Source organism: Actinoallomurus sp. NPDC052274 (assembly GCF_040679475.1).
GTDB lineage: Bacteria > Actinomycetota > Actinomycetes > Streptosporangiales > Streptosporangiaceae > Actinoallomurus > Actinoallomurus liliacearum.
The window spans coordinates 142,965-156,685 of sequence record NZ_JBFAUT010000006.1 but is presented as its reverse complement, the minus strand read 5'-3'; the positions used below and the strand labels follow the sequence as shown (position 1 = coordinate 156,685).

Sequence of the window (13,721 nt, the reverse complement as noted above, 5' to 3'; positions counted from 1 at the left end):
CGGATCCCACCGTGCCACCGGCGGTCCCGCGAACCAGAGTCAGCGCCCGGTCGCGCCGTCGATCAGTTCGCGGATGATGTCCGCGTGGCCCGCGTGACGGCCGGTCTCCTCGATCATGTGGGTGAGTGCCCAGCGGACGCTGGGAGCGGGGCGTCCAAGCCGCGGGCGAGGGACCGGTGCGCCGAGATCGGTGCACCCGTCGAGCACTTCGTTCGCGCGCTCGACCGTCTCTCGGTAGCGGGCCACGACGTCGGACACACTGTCCGCCGGCGCCGCCTGGAACGTCGCCTGCCAGTCGGCGACGTCGTCCCCGAGGAAGATCGAGCGTTCGACGAAGGTCAGGTGGTTCAGCAGGCCGAGCAGGTTCGTGCCCGACGGCACTGCCGCTGCTCGCACCCGCGGTTCGGGGACGCCCTCGACCTTCGCGGCGATCGAGGCCCGGAGGTAGTCGAGGAATCCGCGCAGGGTCTCGGTCTCGCTGCCTGCGGTCCGGGGTGGCGGGGTGTCGCCGCGGCGGTCGCGGCGCGTGGTGCCGGGCACGGTGCTCTTCGTCCTTCGTCGGGAGTGGCGCCGGCCGCCGGGTCAGGCGGTGCGGCGGATGAGCAGGACATGGTCGGTGACCTCGGCGGTGCGCCCGCCCGGTCCAGTCGCGATCCGGCGGGGCGCCGCCGGTCGGGCCGCGTGGACGCCGTCCCAGAAGGTGACCGCATCGGTGGTGCTCATCAAGGCTCCTCTGTCGGTATGCCGCTCAGTCTTGCCAGGCGCGCCAGATTCGGCACGGAAACTTGCGGTTCTGGCAAGATGGCCCTGTGGATCGCAAGACGGACGACGACGTGCTCGACGCGGTGGGGCCGCGGCTCCGCGCGCTGCGTCGTGCCCGCGGCATCACCCTCGCCGACCTCGCGGCGACGACCGGTGTGTCGGAGAGCACCCTGTCCCGCGGTCGTCTCACTTCGAGTAGTCCCGGGCTCCAGCGGGGCACAGCCGAAGTGGTGCGTCACCGCGCCGGCAGAGCGTTCAGTTCGTCGGCGATCAGCAGGCCGGGGTCGAACTTCATTCCCGTGAAGTGGCCGGCCAGTTCGAGCGATAGAACGCCGTGCAGGCGGGTCCAGAAGGACAGGGCGCGATGCATGGTCGCGGCCGCCGCCGGGTGGCCGCCGGCCCACTCACGGTGGTTCTCGAGGTGGGCCTCGAACGGGGTCGCCGGTTCGTCCATCGGTGGCGCACCGCAGGCCTCGAGCAGGACCGTCATGACCTCGAACGAGATCGCCGTGGTGTCGTCGGGTGCGTGGTAGCCGGGAACGGGCGTGCCGTAGATCAGGAAGTACCGGTGCGGGTCGCTGCGGGCCCATTCCCGGATGACGCGAGCCAGCCCGGCCAGGTCGGCACCGGAGTCGAACGCCGCCCGGACGGTGTCGGCGAGACTTCGGTAGGCGTCGCGGATGAGCGCGGTGATCAACTCGTCGCGGCCGGCGAAGTACCGGTACAGCTCGGGGCCGCTCATGCCCATCTGTTTGGCGATCGCGTTGAGCGACAGCGCGGACACTCCCTCCACGGCGATCTGCTCCCACGCGTGTTGCTTGATCTCCATGCGCACCTGAGCCCGGGGGTCCGCCGTCCCGATCTGATCGGCGTCGACCGGGGCCGCGACGTGCTCGTCGGCCGGCCGCCCTCGGTGCTGGAGCACGGTCTGGCGTTCGAGACCCGATTCCAGGAAGTGGAGACATGACTGCTCATCCGGACGTGGTGCTCCTGGACGGTGAGGTCCTCACCGTCGATCGCGACTTCTCGACCGCCCAGGCACTCGCCCTGACCGGCGGCACGGTGACCGCCGTCGGCACCACCGCCGAGATCCGCGCGCTGGCCGGTCCGCACACCGAGGTCGTGGACCTTCGCGGGCGCACCGCCCTGCCGGGGATCAACGATTCCCACCTGCACACCTGCGCCTTCGGGCTCACCCGGCCGCCGCTCGCCCTCGACCTGACCTTTCCCGCCGTGCGTTCGATCGCCGGAATCCAGGCGGCCGTGAAGGACGCCGCCTCGGGTACCGCCCCGGGCACGTGGATCCGCGGCAACGGCTGGGATCTCGGCTACCTGGAGGAGTGCACGGCCGGGGACAGCATGCCGAACCGTCACGACCTCGACGTCGTCGCTCCCGCCCACCCTGTGTACCTGCAGGACTTCTCCGGCCATCTCACCTGGGCCAACACCGAGGCCCTCCGCCGGGCCGGCATCACCGCCGGCGGCACCGTCCCCGAAGGCGGTGTCATCCATACCGACGCGAGCGGGGAGCCAACCGGGTTGCTCGCCGAGGGCGCCCAGAACCTCCTGCAACGGCACCTGCCCCCGTACGGGCGCGACGAGATCGAGCACGCCATTCGCGGCGCCATCGCCACCCTGCACCGCGAGGGCATCACCAGCTACACCGAACCAGGCCTCGGTCCGGGCGGGGAGAGCCTCTTCGGCGGCGCCGCCGGCCCGCTCACCCTGGACGTCTACCAGGACCTGGCCCGCGCCGGCGAACTGAAGGCACGGGTGAACGTGCTGCTGCTGCTCAGCGGCATGGGCGGATCGTCGGCGGACATCGAGCGCGGCCTACGGGACGCATGGGTGCCGGACGGGATCGACCCCCGGCTGCTGCGCGTTCTCGGCGTGAAACTGTTCGCCAACGGCATCCCGCCCAACAAGACCGCGTGGGTCCGCGAGGCGTACAGCGGAGGCGGCTTCGGCTGCCTGTGCGTCCACGGCGCCGCCGACGCCCTGCGCACCAGGGAACTGACCGAGATGGTACGGCTGGCGCACAACGCGGGCCACCAGATCGGCGTACACGTGACCGGTGACCGCGCCATCGACGCGGTCGTCGACGCCTTCGAAGCGGCCCAGGTCGAGCACCCCCGCGACGATCCCCGGCACTACGCCATCCACGCCGACCTCATCGGGCAGCAGAGCCTGCACAAGCTGGCCGCCCACGGTTTCGGCGCCAACATGAACCCGGCGATCAAGTGGACGATCGCCGACATGATGGCGGAGATGCTCGGCGACGAGCGCGCCGCCTACCAGTGGCCGGTCCACTCGGCGCTGGCGGCGGGGATCAAGGTGACCAGCAGCTCCGACGCCCCCGTCACGTACCCCAACTGGAGGCAGGGGGTGGCCGCGATGCTGCTGCGCGAGTCCAAGGGCAGCGGGCGCGTCTACGGACCGGACGAGCGCGTCGGGCTCGCCGACGCCGTCCGCGCCTACACGGTCAACGCCGCCTGGCAGGACTTCGCCGAGGACTGGAAGGGCTCTCTGGAGCCCGGCAAGGCCGCCGACGTCACCGTGCTGGACGGCACCCTCACCGCCACCGACCCGCACGACCTGCCCGATACGCCGATCGCCATGACGATCTTCAACGGAGACATCGTCCACCGCGCCGCGAATCTGTGATCCAGGAAACGACTCAGCCGGGCGGATCCGGCATGTCCTCCCTGCTCAGTCGCTCGATGGGGCGTCGGCGATCGCGTCGACGGCCTGGGTCAGCTCACGCAGGGCCGGGAGCGCTTCGGACAGTGCCCGATTGTGGTCGTCGTCCAGGGATGCCAGCGCCGTCTCGATGATCGAGGTGTTGGCGCTCTTCCACTCGTCGACGGCCTCGATCCCCTTGTCCGTGAGCGTCAACGTGACCGCACGGCCGTCCAGGTGGCCGGCCGAACGGATGATCAGCCCCTTGGCCTGCAGACCGTTGACCAGCGTCGTCACCGAGTTCGGGGCCAGTCGCAAGCGCCGCGCGAGCTCTCCGGGCCGTACGCCCGGCTCGTCCGCGACCGCCGACAGCAGTTCCAGCTGTGCCACCGCGAGTGGATTGGCCGGATCGACGGTACGGGCCGCGCGGCGCATCGCCCGCCGCAACCGAGCGACCGTGTCGGCGAGTTCGGGCCCGGCGGGCACCGGTCTCTTGATGCCCTTCGCAGCGGAGATCGCAGTTCCATCGCGCTCGTCCATGACCGTCATTGTCGCCTTGCTCCCCCGGTTCGGTAGAGCTCTAGCGGGCCGACCGGTCGACCGGACCTGGCCCCCGCGACACTCACGGTGGCGGCCAGCGCGGCGGCCGCCATCATCGCGACCGCGATGCGCGCGCCGTCGATCGTCACTCCCGCCACGTGCAGTGCGAGGGTGACCAGCGCGATGCCCAGCGCGGTGCCGATCCCTCGGGTCATGTTGACCATCCCACCCGCGATGCCCGAGAGCCGCGCCGGGACGGCCGCCATGATGACGGTGTTGTTCGCGGGGATGAACACTCCCAGGCCGAACCCCAGCACCGCGAGAAGCGGGATCACCAGGACACTGGTCGCCGGCGCCGGAAGAAGCAACGCCAAGGCCGCCAGGCAGACCGCCGCGCCGCCGATGCCGCGTCCCCGGTTCCCCCACCGTCGGGGCAGAACACGGTCGGCGGCCAGGGCCGCGGCCGCGAACCCGACCGGCAACGCGGTCAGGACCAGGCCGACGTGCGCGGCGTCGCCGCGCAGGATCTGAGGGATCAGCGCGAGCGGCCCGAACAGCATCAGGTATCCGCACAGCGCCCCGAACAGGCCGCCGGCGATCCCCGGCGTACGGAGCAGCACCGGATCGACGAGCGGGAACCGCGCGCGGCGCTCCCGCCTCCACAACCCACCCCAGGCAAGGCACGACAGACCCGACAGGACGAGGACCGCGATTGCGGACAGCCCGAGCCCCGAAACGCCCGACAGCGCCAGCAGCAGGGTCGTCGTCGCCGCCGCGAGCAGCGACAGCCCCGGCCAGTCGAGGCGCCGCGCGGGGCTGCGTTCGCGCGTACGAGGCAGCAGGTAGTGGCCGGCCACGATGGCGGCGCATCCGACGGGAACATTCATCCAGAACACCCAGCGCCAGCCCACGGAGGCCACCAACAGCCCGCCGACCGTCGGCCCGAGCGCCAGGCCCAGCGCCTGCCCGGCGGCCTGCAGCCCCAGGCCTTGGCGCAGCCGTTCTCGCGGCACGCTGACGCTGACCAGAGCGACGCTGTTCGCCTGCAGCATCGCGGCACCGGCCGCCTGCACCAGCCGGAAGACCACCAGCGACCCCAGAGACGGCGCCAGCCCGCATGCGGCCGACGCCACGGTGAACACGACGAACCCCTGCAGGTAGACGAGCTTGCGGCCGACCGTGTCGGCGAAGCGGCCGACCGCGGCCAGCAGGCCGACCAGGACGAGCAGATAGCCCAGCGACACCCACTGCACCGAGGCCAGCGGGGCCACGAACTCTCGTTCGATGGCCGGATAGGCGACGGTCACGATGCTCGCGTCCAACTGGCCCATGAACGCGCCGACGCACACGGAGCAGACCGCCAGCCAGGGCGCCCACCGATGCTCCCGGACGGCCTTCGGGCGAGCACGCTCGCGCAGCAACGTCACACCGCCCCCTCACCTGAGGCGGCACCGCTCCAGGGGGACATCCGATCCTCCTCAAGGCCGGCGCGGCATGCCGGGATGGCCGCTCCCATCTAGTTCTGCTCCAGAATAACCATCCTTTAGTTCTGCCTGAGAACAACCCGTCGGCTCGCGCTGTACGGGCCGGGTCACCGACGCGACGGGCCAAGGGGGCCGGATACGCCGGATACACCGGATACACCGGATCGCCGACTAGTGCTCGGAGGGAACCGCGTTACGGGTGGCGGTGCAGCTGCCCGGCTACGTGGCGAGCCGCGGCGCCCCGGCCCTCACCGGCCGCGGGCCGGGAAGCCGCCGACGGGACCGGGGACCCGCGGCCGCGCGGGTCATCTCGTCGCCGGAAGGTCCAGCGTGACGGTGAGCCCTCCGCCGGGCGTCTCGGACAGCGTGACGTCTCCGCCGTCGGCGGTGATCAGGCGGTGGACGATCGGCAGGCCCAGGCCGGTGCCGCCCGCCCGGCCGGTGCGGAACCTGCGGAACGCCTCGGCCATCGCCCCCGGCGACATTCCGGCGCCGTCGTCGGCGACGGTGACCCGGACGCGGTGGCCGGTGCGGCCTGCGCCGATCCGCACGTGGCCGCCCTTGGGCGTCGCGGTGAGCGCGTTGTCGACCAGGTTGTCGATCGTCTGTTCGAGGCGGCCGGGTCCCAACATCGCGGTCAGGGGCTCGCCGGGTTCCAGGAGGAGTTCGACTCCTCGCTCGGCCGCGACCGGCCGCCAGGCGTCCACGCGCTCCCGAAGCAGATCGGTGACCGCGATCACCTGCGGGGGCGTCGTGGTGTTCTCCGCCCGCGCGACGGCGAGGAGCCCGTCGACCATGCGGGCCAGTCGGCCCAGCTCGTCCAGCGCGGCCTCGAACTCGGCCGCGTCCGCCTCGCGCCCACCGGACCTGGCCTCCTCGGCGAAGAGTTCGATGCGCAACCGCAGCGCGGCCAGCGGCGTGCGGAGCTGATGGGAGACGTCCGCCAGCACGGCGCGGCTGTCATAGATCAGGTTCTCCAGGCGGGCGGCCATCACGTTGAACCGCTCGGCGAGGCCGCGCACCTCCGGCGGGCGACGCGGTGGATCGGCGCGTGCCGCCAGTTCGCCGGCGCCGAGGGCCTCGGCGGCCAGGCCGAGCCGACGTAGTGGGCGACCGACCCACCTGGCCAGGTAGACGGTGAGGACGACGGCGGTGACCACCGCCGCGAACGCGACGAGGCCGAGCCGCATCCACAGCCGGTCGACCCGCTCCCGCAGTGGAGTGAGCGGCCGGGCCAGCAGCACCGCGCCCTTCACCCGCTCGTCCTGGGCCCCGATCGGCACGATCGCCAGCAGGCGGTCGCCGAGGTCGGAGACGCGGGTCTGTCCGCGCAGGCCGATGGCGACGCGGTCGGGCGTGTACAGGCCGCTGTCGCGGCCGACGAGGACGCGGCTCTTCCGGTCGACCACGGTGACCACGGCCTGGTCGCCGCCCTCGGCCTCGCGGCGCACCATCGCCAGCCGGGCGGGCAGGGTCGTCGCGTTGTCGCGGTCTTCGATGCCCTCCTCGGCCGTGGTGGCGAGCGCGCGGGCGAGCTCGAGCGTGCTGGTCTGGTAGTCGCGTCGATGCTGGTCGGCCATCGCGAATCCCAACGGCAGCAGCGCGCCGATGATCAGGCCGCCGGTCAGGACGAGGAAAGCCGCGAGGATCCGGCTGGTCACTCGAGGTCCCCGAGCCGGAAACCCCGGGCGTAGACGGTCTGAATGGCCGACGGGTCGCCCAGCTTCCGGCGAAGCGCCGCGATGTGGACGTCCAGGACGCGGGTGGGGCCGTACCAGTGGGTGTTCCACACGCGTTCGAGGATCTCCTGACGGTTCACCACCCGTCCCGGGTCGGTGGCGAGGCACTCGAGGATGTCGAACTCGGTCGGGGTGAGAGAGACCTCGGTGTCCCCTGAGGTCACCCGCCGGGTCCGCGTGTCGATGATCAGCGAGCCGTGCCGTAGCAGATGCGTCTCGGTCAGCCTGCTGCGGCGCAGCACCGCCCGGATCCGCGCCATCAGCTCGGCGAACCCGAACGGCTTGACGATGTAGTCGTCGGCGCCGGCGTCCAAGGCGGCGACCCGGTCCGGCTCCTCCCCGCGCGCGGTGATGACCAGGATGGCGCCGTCGGACCGTTGCCGGAGCGTGCCGCACAGCTCGGTGCCGTCGGCGTCGGGCAGGCCCAGGTCGAGGAGGACCACGTCGTAGGACTCGGCGGCCAGGGCGTCCGCGGCCGTGCTCACGGCGCACGCGTCGTATCCGGCCCGGGTCAGACCGCGCTGGAGGGAGGCGGAGATCCCCGGATCGTCCTCGACTATCAAGATCCGTACCGGCACGTCGGTCACGCTCTCACGGTACGGCCGTCGGTCCGATCTGAACGACTTCTGAACATTTCCCTTGAGCAGTGTTCAGCCATGAGCCGCGACAGTGGAGCAGACCGACCCCACCGGCTGAACCTCCCAGAAAGACCGTCATGTTCTCCACCATCATGGGACTCCCCGCCCACCCCCTCGTCATCCACGCGGTGGTGGTCCTCATCCCGCTGGCCGCCCTGGGCGCGATCGTGGTCGCCGTCTGGCCCGCCGCCCGGCAGCGGTACGCCCCGCCGGCCCTCGGGGTGGCGACGGTGGCCCTGCTCTCGGTCCCCCTCGCCACGCACACCGGCGAACTCTTGGAAGCCCATGTCAAGCGGACACCGCTCGTCGAACGGCACACCGAGATGGCCGACGGCCTGCTGCCCTTCGCCGCCCTGCTCTGGCTGGGCCTGGCCGTACTGGTCTTCGTCCGCTGGTACGAAGCCAAGCGGAACGTGCGGTGGGGCCGGTACCTGACCGCCGCCGCCGCGATCGTCGCGGTCGTCGGCGCGGTGGCCAGCGGCGTCCAGGTGGTCCGCATCGGCCACAGCGGCGCCACGGCCGCCTGGCACGGCGTCGGCACCTCATCCTCCGGGCGAGCCGCCGGCCCGCACCACTAGAGGGTGAACGACTTCTTCACACTTCGGGCACGGCTTTCGAACATCCCGCCGATGACACTCGAACCTGAGCGCACGTCAAGGGGGAACGAACGATGCAGCATCCCGAACGTTCACGCCGGCGCCGTCGCGACGCCGGCCTGAACCAGGTGACGTCCTGGACTCGCCGAACGGTCGGCGTCGGCGTCGTTCTGTCCGGCCTGCTGACCGCCGGCCTGGCGCACCTGCTGCCAGGGCAGGCCGCCGACCGACCGCACGCCGGCCCGACCGCTCGGACGCCCTCGGAGCAGCCGGCCCCGCCGTCGACCACGAACTCGCCGCCGTCCGCCTCGACCGGATCCTCCGCCTCCGCGCGGCCGCGCCGGGCTCACCGCCACCACCTCACGCCGCCCGCGACCGCGCCGGCCGCTCCGCCGAGCGCCCCGACCAGGCGGCCGACGCACGCGACCTCGGGCGGCTCGTGATGACGGGCGTACTCGGCTTCCCGATCTGGGGCACGACGGCGCGGCTCGTCGTCACCGACCCGAGGCGGCTCGACGCGGCGCGGGCGGCCCTCGACGTCGAGCTGACGGCGATGGGCGCGGCGTGCGACCGGTTCCGCGCCGACTCGGAGCTGTCGCGGCTCAACGCCGCGGGCGGCCGGCCGGTCGAGGTGTCCGCCCTGTTCGCCCAGACGCTGAGGCGTGCCCTGGAGGTGGCCGAGGCGACCGATGGCGCGGTCGACCCCACGGTCGGGGCCGCGCTGGTGGCAGCGGGATACGACCGGGACATCGCGGAGGTGCTCCGTGGCGGTCCGGCACCGCGTCTGGTCCGGCGACGGGTCGCGGGCTGGCGCACGATAGGTCTCGACGGGCAGGTCGTACGGCTGCCCCGCAGCGTGCGACTGGATCTGGGCGCGACGGCGAAGGCGCTGGCCGCCGACCGGGCCGCCGCGCGGGCGTCCGCGGACACCGGCTGCGGGGTGCTCGTCGGGCTGGGCGGCGACATCGCGGTCAGCGGGCCGCCGCCTGAGGGCGGCTGGCGGATCCGCGTGAGCGACGATCACCGCGACGACGGCGCGGACGGCTCCGGTCAGGACGTCGTGATCACCACGGGGGGCCTGGCCACCTCGTCGGTGACCGTACGGCGCTGGCGGCGCGGAGACCAGTGGCTGCACCACATCATCGACCCGGCGACCGGCATTCCCGCCGCCTCCTGCTGGCGTACGGCCAGTGTGGCGGCGGCCACCTGCGTCGACGCCAACGCCGCCGCCACCGCGGCCCTGGTCAAGGGCTGGGGGGCGAGCACGTGGCTGGTCGGCCTGGGACTGCCGGCCCGCCTGACCCGTCTCGACGGGCGGGCGTTCGCGCTGGCCGGCTGGCCCGAGGAGGCGGCCGGGGCGGTCCCGCACAGCCCGGCGAAGGCAGCGGCGGCCGCTGCGGACAGCCCGGCGAAGGCGGCCGTGGCGACTGCGGAGAGTCCGGGGAAGGCGGGTGTTCCGCCCACGGACGCGCGGCCGGCGGGAGGGCGGGCGGGATGAACCTCCTGTGGTACGCCACACGCGCGACCGGAGAGGTCACGCTGGTGTTCCTCACGGTCGTGCTGACGCTCGGCGTGCTGTCGGCTCTTCGCGTCGGCGGGCGGCGAGTGCCGCGGTTCGTGCTCGCCGGGCTGCACCGCAACCTCACCCTGGCCGCCCTCGGTTTCCTCGCCGTGCACATCGCGACCACGGTCGCCGACTCCTACGCGCCGATCGCCCTGACCGACGTCGTCGTGCCGTTCGGTTCGGCGTACCGGCCGATCTGGCTGGGCCTGGGCGCCGTCGCCTTCGACCTGGTCGTCGTCGTCGCGGCGACCAGCCTGCTGCGGACGAGACTCGGCTATCGCCGCTGGAAGACGCTGCACTGGGCGGCGTACGCCTGCTGGCTCGCCGCCTTCGTGCACGCGCTCGGTACCGGTTCGGACGTCCGGTCCTCGCTCTTCCTCCTGCTCGCCGGGGTCTGCGCCGCCGTCACACTGGCCGCCGTGGCCTGGCGGCTGGCGGCCGCGGGGCCGGGCAACGCGGGCCTGCGGGCCGGGGCCGGACTGCTGACGCTCGTGACGGTCCTGGTCGTCGGTGCCTGGGCCGTATCCGGTCCGCTGGCGAGCGGCTGGGCCCGGCGCTCCGGAACGCCCGCCTCGCTGCTCGGGAGCGCGAGCATCCCGCGGACGGGGACGACCGACCGTCCGCCGGCCCCACCGTCGACGCGGGCCACGCCATCGGCCGATGGCGGTGACGAAGGAGGGGACGGGGAGTGACCACGGGAACGGCGACATCGCGCGCCGTACGCCTGCTCGCCGGATATCACGCGCTGGGCCGGCGGGCGGGGCTGCGCGACCACCTGGCACAGTACGGCGCGCCGCCGCCGGCCGCGGCGGACGCCTCGTTGATCCGGGCCGTCGAGGAGTCCGGGCTGACCGGCCGGGGCGGCGGCGGTTTCCCGACCGGCCGCAAGCTTCGCTCGGTGGCCGCCGGACGGCGGCCCGCCGTGGTCGTCGTCAACGCCGCCGAAGGCGAACCGGCCAGCGGCAAGGACCGCGCGCTGCTGACGGTGGCGCCCCACCTCGTGCTGGACGGGGCCACGCTCGCCGCCGGCGCCGTCGGCGCCCGCGAGATCGTGGTGTGCGTGCACGCCGAGCGGGACGCCGGTGAGGGACCGGACGCCGGCGCGCGGCGAGGCGGAGTCACCACCCTGGCGGACACGGTCCGGCGCGCGATCGCCGAGCGCGAGCAGGCCCGGCTGGCGCCGGTGCCGCTACGGGTGACCGCCGTACCGCCCCGCTACGTCGCCAGCGAGGAGACCTCCCTGGTCCGCTGGATCGACGCGGGCGATGCCCGGCCGTCCTTCACGCCGCCACGCCCCTTCGAGCGCGGCGTCGGCGGCCGGCCGACGCTGGTCGGCAACGCCGAGACCTTCGCGCACATCGCGCTGATCGCGCGTTACGGTCCCGGCTGGTTCCGATCGTGCGGCAGCCGGGAGGCACCGGGCACGGCCCTGTTCACGGTCTCGGGCGCGGTCGCTCGCCCCGGCGTGGTCGAGGCACCGCTCGGCACGCCGGTCGGTGAGATCCTGCGCCTGGCCGGCGGCCCGTCCGAGCCGCTGCAGGCCGTGCTGGCCGGCGGATACGGCGGTACCTGGCTGGCACCGGAACTGCTGGACCTCCCGACGACGCCGTCGGCGTTCGAGGCCGCGGGCCTCGCGCTGGGACCGGGCATCCTGGTCGCGCTGCCCGAGCGGGCGTGCGGCGTGGCGGAGTCGGCACGGGTCCTGGCATGGCTCGCCGCCGAGACGGCCGGGCAGTGCGGGCCCTGCGTCCACGGGCTGCCGGCGATCGCCGCGGACTTCGCCGAGATCGCGGCCTGCCGGGCGAGCACGGAGCTGTACCGCCGGCTCGACCGGCGGCTGTCGGTCGTCCCGGGTCGTGGCGCCTGCCGCCACCCGGACGGTGCCGTACGGTTCGCGGCCAGCGCCCTGCGCGTCTTCGGACGGCATCTGCGGGTCCACGCGCGCGCGAAGGGCTGTCTGTTCGCCCAGTGGCCGTCGATCCTGCCGATTCCCGAGGAGTGGTGACCATGCCATGGCGGCTCAGGGTCGACCCGATCGCCTGCACAGGGCACGGCCTGTGCGCCGAGCTCCTTCCGGAGACGATCGACCTGGACGAGTGGGGATACCCGATCGTCGGGCCCCTGCCCGACCGGCTGCTGCCGCTGGCGCGCCGCGCGGTGGCGGACTGCCCCACCCTGGCACTGCTGCTCGAACGCGACCGCACGCGCTGACCGGCTGGTCGAGACCTCAAAGGCAGGCCAGCCGGTCGTTGCCGAAGGTTTGTCGGTGTGGGAGGTCTCCGCCGCCGGGGGCCGGCCGACGGCGGTCGCGGCGTCAGTCCCGCAGAGCGTTCAGTGTGGCCTGCAGGTCGAACGCGGCGTTGGCGCGCCGGTTGTGCGGAAGCCTGGCGAGCAGCGCCGCCATGCCGCAGGTGTTGGTCAAGGCGGAGAACACCAGCCCGGCGCCGACGGCTGCCGAGATCCAGCGGACGCCGGGCACGAACAGGTCGACGATCAGACCGAGGACGACCAGCGAGCCGGCGGCGAGCCGGACCTGGCGGTCCATCGCCCAGACCGTCCTACCGTCCGGCTGCCGGTCGAGGGGGCGTCCGCCCTGTGCCCAGGCACTGGTACCACCCACCAGAGTGATGGCGGGGATGCCCGCCGCCGCCAACCGGCCGCAGGCGGTCTGTGATCGGGCGCCGGAGGCGCACACGAGGGCCAGCCCGCCGCGTTCGGCGGCGGCACGCAGCACGGACAGGGCTGGCTGGAGCTGGTCGAGGGGAATGTTGTGGGCGCCTGCTATGTGGCCGCCGGCGTACTCCCCTGGGGAGCGCACATCGATGACCGTGAGGTCGCCGAGACGGGAGTGCAACTGCTGCGGGGTCATGGTCGAGTCCATCGAGAGTCCTTTGGATCCATCAGGGCGGGAACGGCCGGGTGGTGACCCGGCCGTGCGGGACGTGGCCGGTGAGCACCGGGTGCGGTGGGCGTGGCTCAGCGCAGGGCGTCGACGAACATGAGCGCGGCGACGGCCAGCAGGGCGATCGCGAAGATCTTCTGCACCGTGCCGTCGGAGAGCTTCTCCGCCCACCGTTTGCCCTTCCAGGCGCCGAGGACGGCCGTGCCGGTGAAGGGCCCGACGACCGACCAGTCGATGGCGCCGGTGCCACCCGCCCGAGGTATGAGGGCGGCCAGGGAATTGACGCTGATCACCAGCAGGCTGGTTCCGATCGCCTCGGCCATGGGGAGGGCGAGGACGAATACCAGGGCGGGTACGGTCAGGAAGCCGCCACCGACCCCGAGCAGGCCGGTCACCGCGCCGAGGCCGGAGCCCGCGGCGGCGGCCTTGCCCGGACCGGCCGCGGTGCCCGGCACCGTGTCGGGTCCCGGGGCGAGCATGCGCCAGGCGGCCAGGCCCGCCGCCAGGGCGAAGGCCGCGCTCAGCAGCGCGCCGGGGAGATGGGCGGAGATCGCTCCGGCGGCCGCCGCCGCCGGCAGACCTGCGGTGGCGAACAGGGTGCCGGTGCGCCAGCGGACCCGGCCCGCCCTGGCGTGGGCGAGCAGTCCGATCAGGGAGGTCGTGGCGACGATCAGCAGGCTGGCGGTGGTGGCCTGGGAGGGGCTGAACCGCAACAGGTAGATCAGGGCGGGGACGGCGAGCATGCTGCCTCCGCCGCCCAGCCCGCCCAGTGCCAGGCCGACCGCGCCTCCGGCGATGAGGGCCAGGGGAAGCACGG

At 73.2% G+C, this 13,721-nt stretch carries 17 protein-coding genes and 1 pseudogene; 9 read left to right on the top strand and 9 right to left on the bottom strand.

Going from position 1 to position 13,721, the window contains the following annotated elements; all coding sequences use genetic code 11:
* Positions 1-39 precede the first annotated feature (39 nt).
* Both AB0K82_RS07760 and AB0K82_RS07755 read right to left on the bottom strand, forming a co-directional pair.
* A complete protein-coding gene (locus tag AB0K82_RS07760) occupies positions 40-540 on the bottom strand; it encodes a DinB family protein (protein WP_364394065.1) in 501 nt (166 codons plus the stop codon).
* Positions 541-582: 42 nt separating this feature from the next.
* Positions 583-723, bottom strand: a complete 141-nt coding sequence (locus tag AB0K82_RS07755; RefSeq protein WP_364394063.1) for a hypothetical protein — start codon at positions 721-723, stop codon at positions 583-585.
* Between the two features lie 86 nt (positions 724-809).
* Between AB0K82_RS07755 and AB0K82_RS07750 the strand changes: the two are divergent.
* Positions 810-941, top strand: a pseudogene (locus AB0K82_RS07750) (helix-turn-helix domain-containing protein); the annotation flags it as partial.
* Positions 942-997: 56 nt separating this feature from the next.
* Here AB0K82_RS07750 and AB0K82_RS07745 read toward each other — a convergent pair.
* Positions 998-1,591, bottom strand: a complete 594-nt coding sequence (locus AB0K82_RS07745; RefSeq protein ID WP_364394061.1) for a TetR/AcrR family transcriptional regulator — start codon at positions 1,589-1,591, stop codon at positions 998-1,000.
* On the opposite strand from AB0K82_RS07745, the gene AB0K82_RS07740 reads away from it, so the two are divergent.
* Positions 1,574-1,729, top strand: a complete 156-nt coding sequence (locus tag AB0K82_RS07740; protein ID WP_364394060.1) for a hypothetical protein — start codon at positions 1,574-1,576, stop codon at positions 1,727-1,729. The genes AB0K82_RS07745 and AB0K82_RS07740 overlap by 18 nt on opposite strands.
* Positions 1,726-3,426, top strand: a complete 1,701-nt coding sequence (locus AB0K82_RS07735) for an amidohydrolase (protein ID WP_364394058.1) — start codon at positions 1,726-1,728, stop codon at positions 3,424-3,426. Before AB0K82_RS07740 ends, AB0K82_RS07735 begins: the two co-directional genes overlap by 4 nt.
* Positions 3,427-3,471: 45 nt before the next feature.
* Here the strand turns inward: AB0K82_RS07735 and AB0K82_RS07730 are convergent, their stop codons facing one another.
* The 4 genes from AB0K82_RS07730 to AB0K82_RS07715 form a co-directional block, all read right to left on the bottom strand.
* Entirely contained in the window at positions 3,472-3,981 is a 510-nt protein-coding gene (locus AB0K82_RS07730) for a MarR family winged helix-turn-helix transcriptional regulator (RefSeq protein WP_364394056.1), read from the bottom strand.
* Positions 3,982-3,986: 5 nt separating this feature from the next.
* Complete coding sequence (locus tag AB0K82_RS07725) at positions 3,987-5,408, bottom strand: MFS transporter (RefSeq protein ID WP_364394053.1); 1,422 nt, start codon at positions 5,406-5,408, stop codon at positions 3,987-3,989.
* 362 nt (positions 5,409-5,770) lie between these two features.
* Entirely contained in the window at positions 5,771-7,126 is a 1,356-nt protein-coding gene (locus AB0K82_RS07720; protein WP_364394051.1) for a HAMP domain-containing sensor histidine kinase, read from the bottom strand.
* Positions 7,123-7,791, bottom strand: coding sequence for a response regulator transcription factor (locus AB0K82_RS07715; RefSeq protein WP_364394048.1), 669 nt, complete (start codon positions 7,789-7,791; stop codon positions 7,123-7,125). The genes AB0K82_RS07720 and AB0K82_RS07715 overlap by 4 nt, the downstream gene beginning before the upstream one ends.
* Before the next feature lie 128 nt (positions 7,792-7,919).
* Here AB0K82_RS07715 and AB0K82_RS07710 point away from each other — a divergent pair, with 128 nt between their 5' ends.
* The 6 genes from AB0K82_RS07710 to AB0K82_RS07685 all read left to right on the top strand — a co-directional run bounded on the left by AB0K82_RS07710 (position 7,920) and on the right by AB0K82_RS07685 (position 12,213).
* Positions 7,920-8,420 (top strand): DUF2231 domain-containing protein, encoded by a 501-nt coding sequence (locus tag AB0K82_RS07710; RefSeq protein WP_364394046.1) that lies wholly within the window; start codon positions 7,920-7,922, stop codon positions 8,418-8,420.
* A gap of 92 nt (positions 8,421-8,512) precedes the next feature.
* Entirely contained in the window at positions 8,513-8,881 is a 369-nt protein-coding gene (locus AB0K82_RS07705) for a hypothetical protein (protein ID WP_364394044.1), read from the top strand.
* Positions 8,881-9,936: an FAD:protein FMN transferase gene (locus tag AB0K82_RS07700; protein WP_364394042.1), complete on the top strand. Its 1,056-nt coding sequence runs from the start codon at positions 8,881-8,883 to the stop codon at positions 9,934-9,936. Before AB0K82_RS07705 ends, AB0K82_RS07700 begins: the two co-directional genes overlap by 1 nt.
* The gene (locus AB0K82_RS07695; protein WP_364394040.1) at positions 9,933-10,694 is read left to right on the top strand and encodes a ferric reductase-like transmembrane domain-containing protein; all 762 of its coding nucleotides are present in this window, start codon (positions 9,933-9,935) and stop codon (positions 10,692-10,694) included. The genes AB0K82_RS07700 and AB0K82_RS07695 overlap by 4 nt, the downstream gene beginning before the upstream one ends.
* Entirely contained in the window at positions 10,691-12,007 is a 1,317-nt protein-coding gene (locus AB0K82_RS07690) for an NADH-ubiquinone oxidoreductase-F iron-sulfur binding region domain-containing protein (protein WP_364394038.1), read from the top strand. Before AB0K82_RS07695 ends, AB0K82_RS07690 begins: the two co-directional genes overlap by 4 nt.
* A gap of 2 nt (positions 12,008-12,009) precedes the next feature.
* Complete coding sequence (locus AB0K82_RS07685; protein ID WP_364394036.1) at positions 12,010-12,213, top strand: ferredoxin; 204 nt, start codon at positions 12,010-12,012, stop codon at positions 12,211-12,213.
* Between the two features lie 103 nt (positions 12,214-12,316).
* Here the strand turns inward: AB0K82_RS07685 and AB0K82_RS07680 are convergent, their stop codons facing one another.
* The gene (locus tag AB0K82_RS07680; RefSeq protein ID WP_364394033.1) at positions 12,317-12,883 is read right to left on the bottom strand and encodes a rhodanese-like domain-containing protein; all 567 of its coding nucleotides are present in this window, start codon (positions 12,881-12,883) and stop codon (positions 12,317-12,319) included.
* A gap of 95 nt (positions 12,884-12,978) precedes the next feature.
* The gene (locus tag AB0K82_RS07675) at positions 12,979-13,719 is read right to left on the bottom strand and encodes a sulfite exporter TauE/SafE family protein (RefSeq protein WP_364394031.1); all 741 of its coding nucleotides are present in this window, start codon (positions 13,717-13,719) and stop codon (positions 12,979-12,981) included.
* Positions 13,720-13,721 lie beyond the last annotated feature (2 nt).

Bases quoted from the DNA above. Each gene is read 5' to 3' on its own strand.
- AB0K82_RS07755 (WP_364394063.1), bottom strand. From the start codon at position 723: ATGAGCACCACCGATGCGGTCACCTTCTGGGACGGCGTCCACGCGGCC.
- AB0K82_RS07710 (WP_364394046.1), top strand. From the start codon at position 7,920: ATGTTCTCCACCATCATGGGACTCCCCGCCCACCCCCTCGTCATCCAC.
- AB0K82_RS07745 (WP_364394061.1), bottom strand. From the start codon at position 1,591: ATGGAGATCAAGCAACACGCGTGGGAGCAGATCGCCGTGGAGGGAGTG.
- AB0K82_RS07735 (WP_364394058.1), top strand. From the start codon at position 1,726: ATGACTGCTCATCCGGACGTGGTGCTCCTGGACGGTGAGGTCCTCACC.
- AB0K82_RS07705 (WP_364394044.1), top strand. From the start codon at position 8,513: ATGCAGCATCCCGAACGTTCACGCCGGCGCCGTCGCGACGCCGGCCTG.
- AB0K82_RS07685 (WP_364394036.1), top strand. From the start codon at position 12,010: ATGCCATGGCGGCTCAGGGTCGACCCGATCGCCTGCACAGGGCACGGC.
- AB0K82_RS07730 (WP_364394056.1), bottom strand. From the start codon at position 3,981: ATGGACGAGCGCGATGGAACTGCGATCTCCGCTGCGAAGGGCATCAAG.
- AB0K82_RS07680 (WP_364394033.1), bottom strand. From the start codon at position 12,883: ATGGACTCGACCATGACCCCGCAGCAGTTGCACTCCCGTCTCGGCGAC.
- AB0K82_RS07695 (WP_364394040.1), top strand. From the start codon at position 9,933: ATGAACCTCCTGTGGTACGCCACACGCGCGACCGGAGAGGTCACGCTG.
- AB0K82_RS07700 (WP_364394042.1), top strand. From the start codon at position 8,881: ATGACGGGCGTACTCGGCTTCCCGATCTGGGGCACGACGGCGCGGCTC.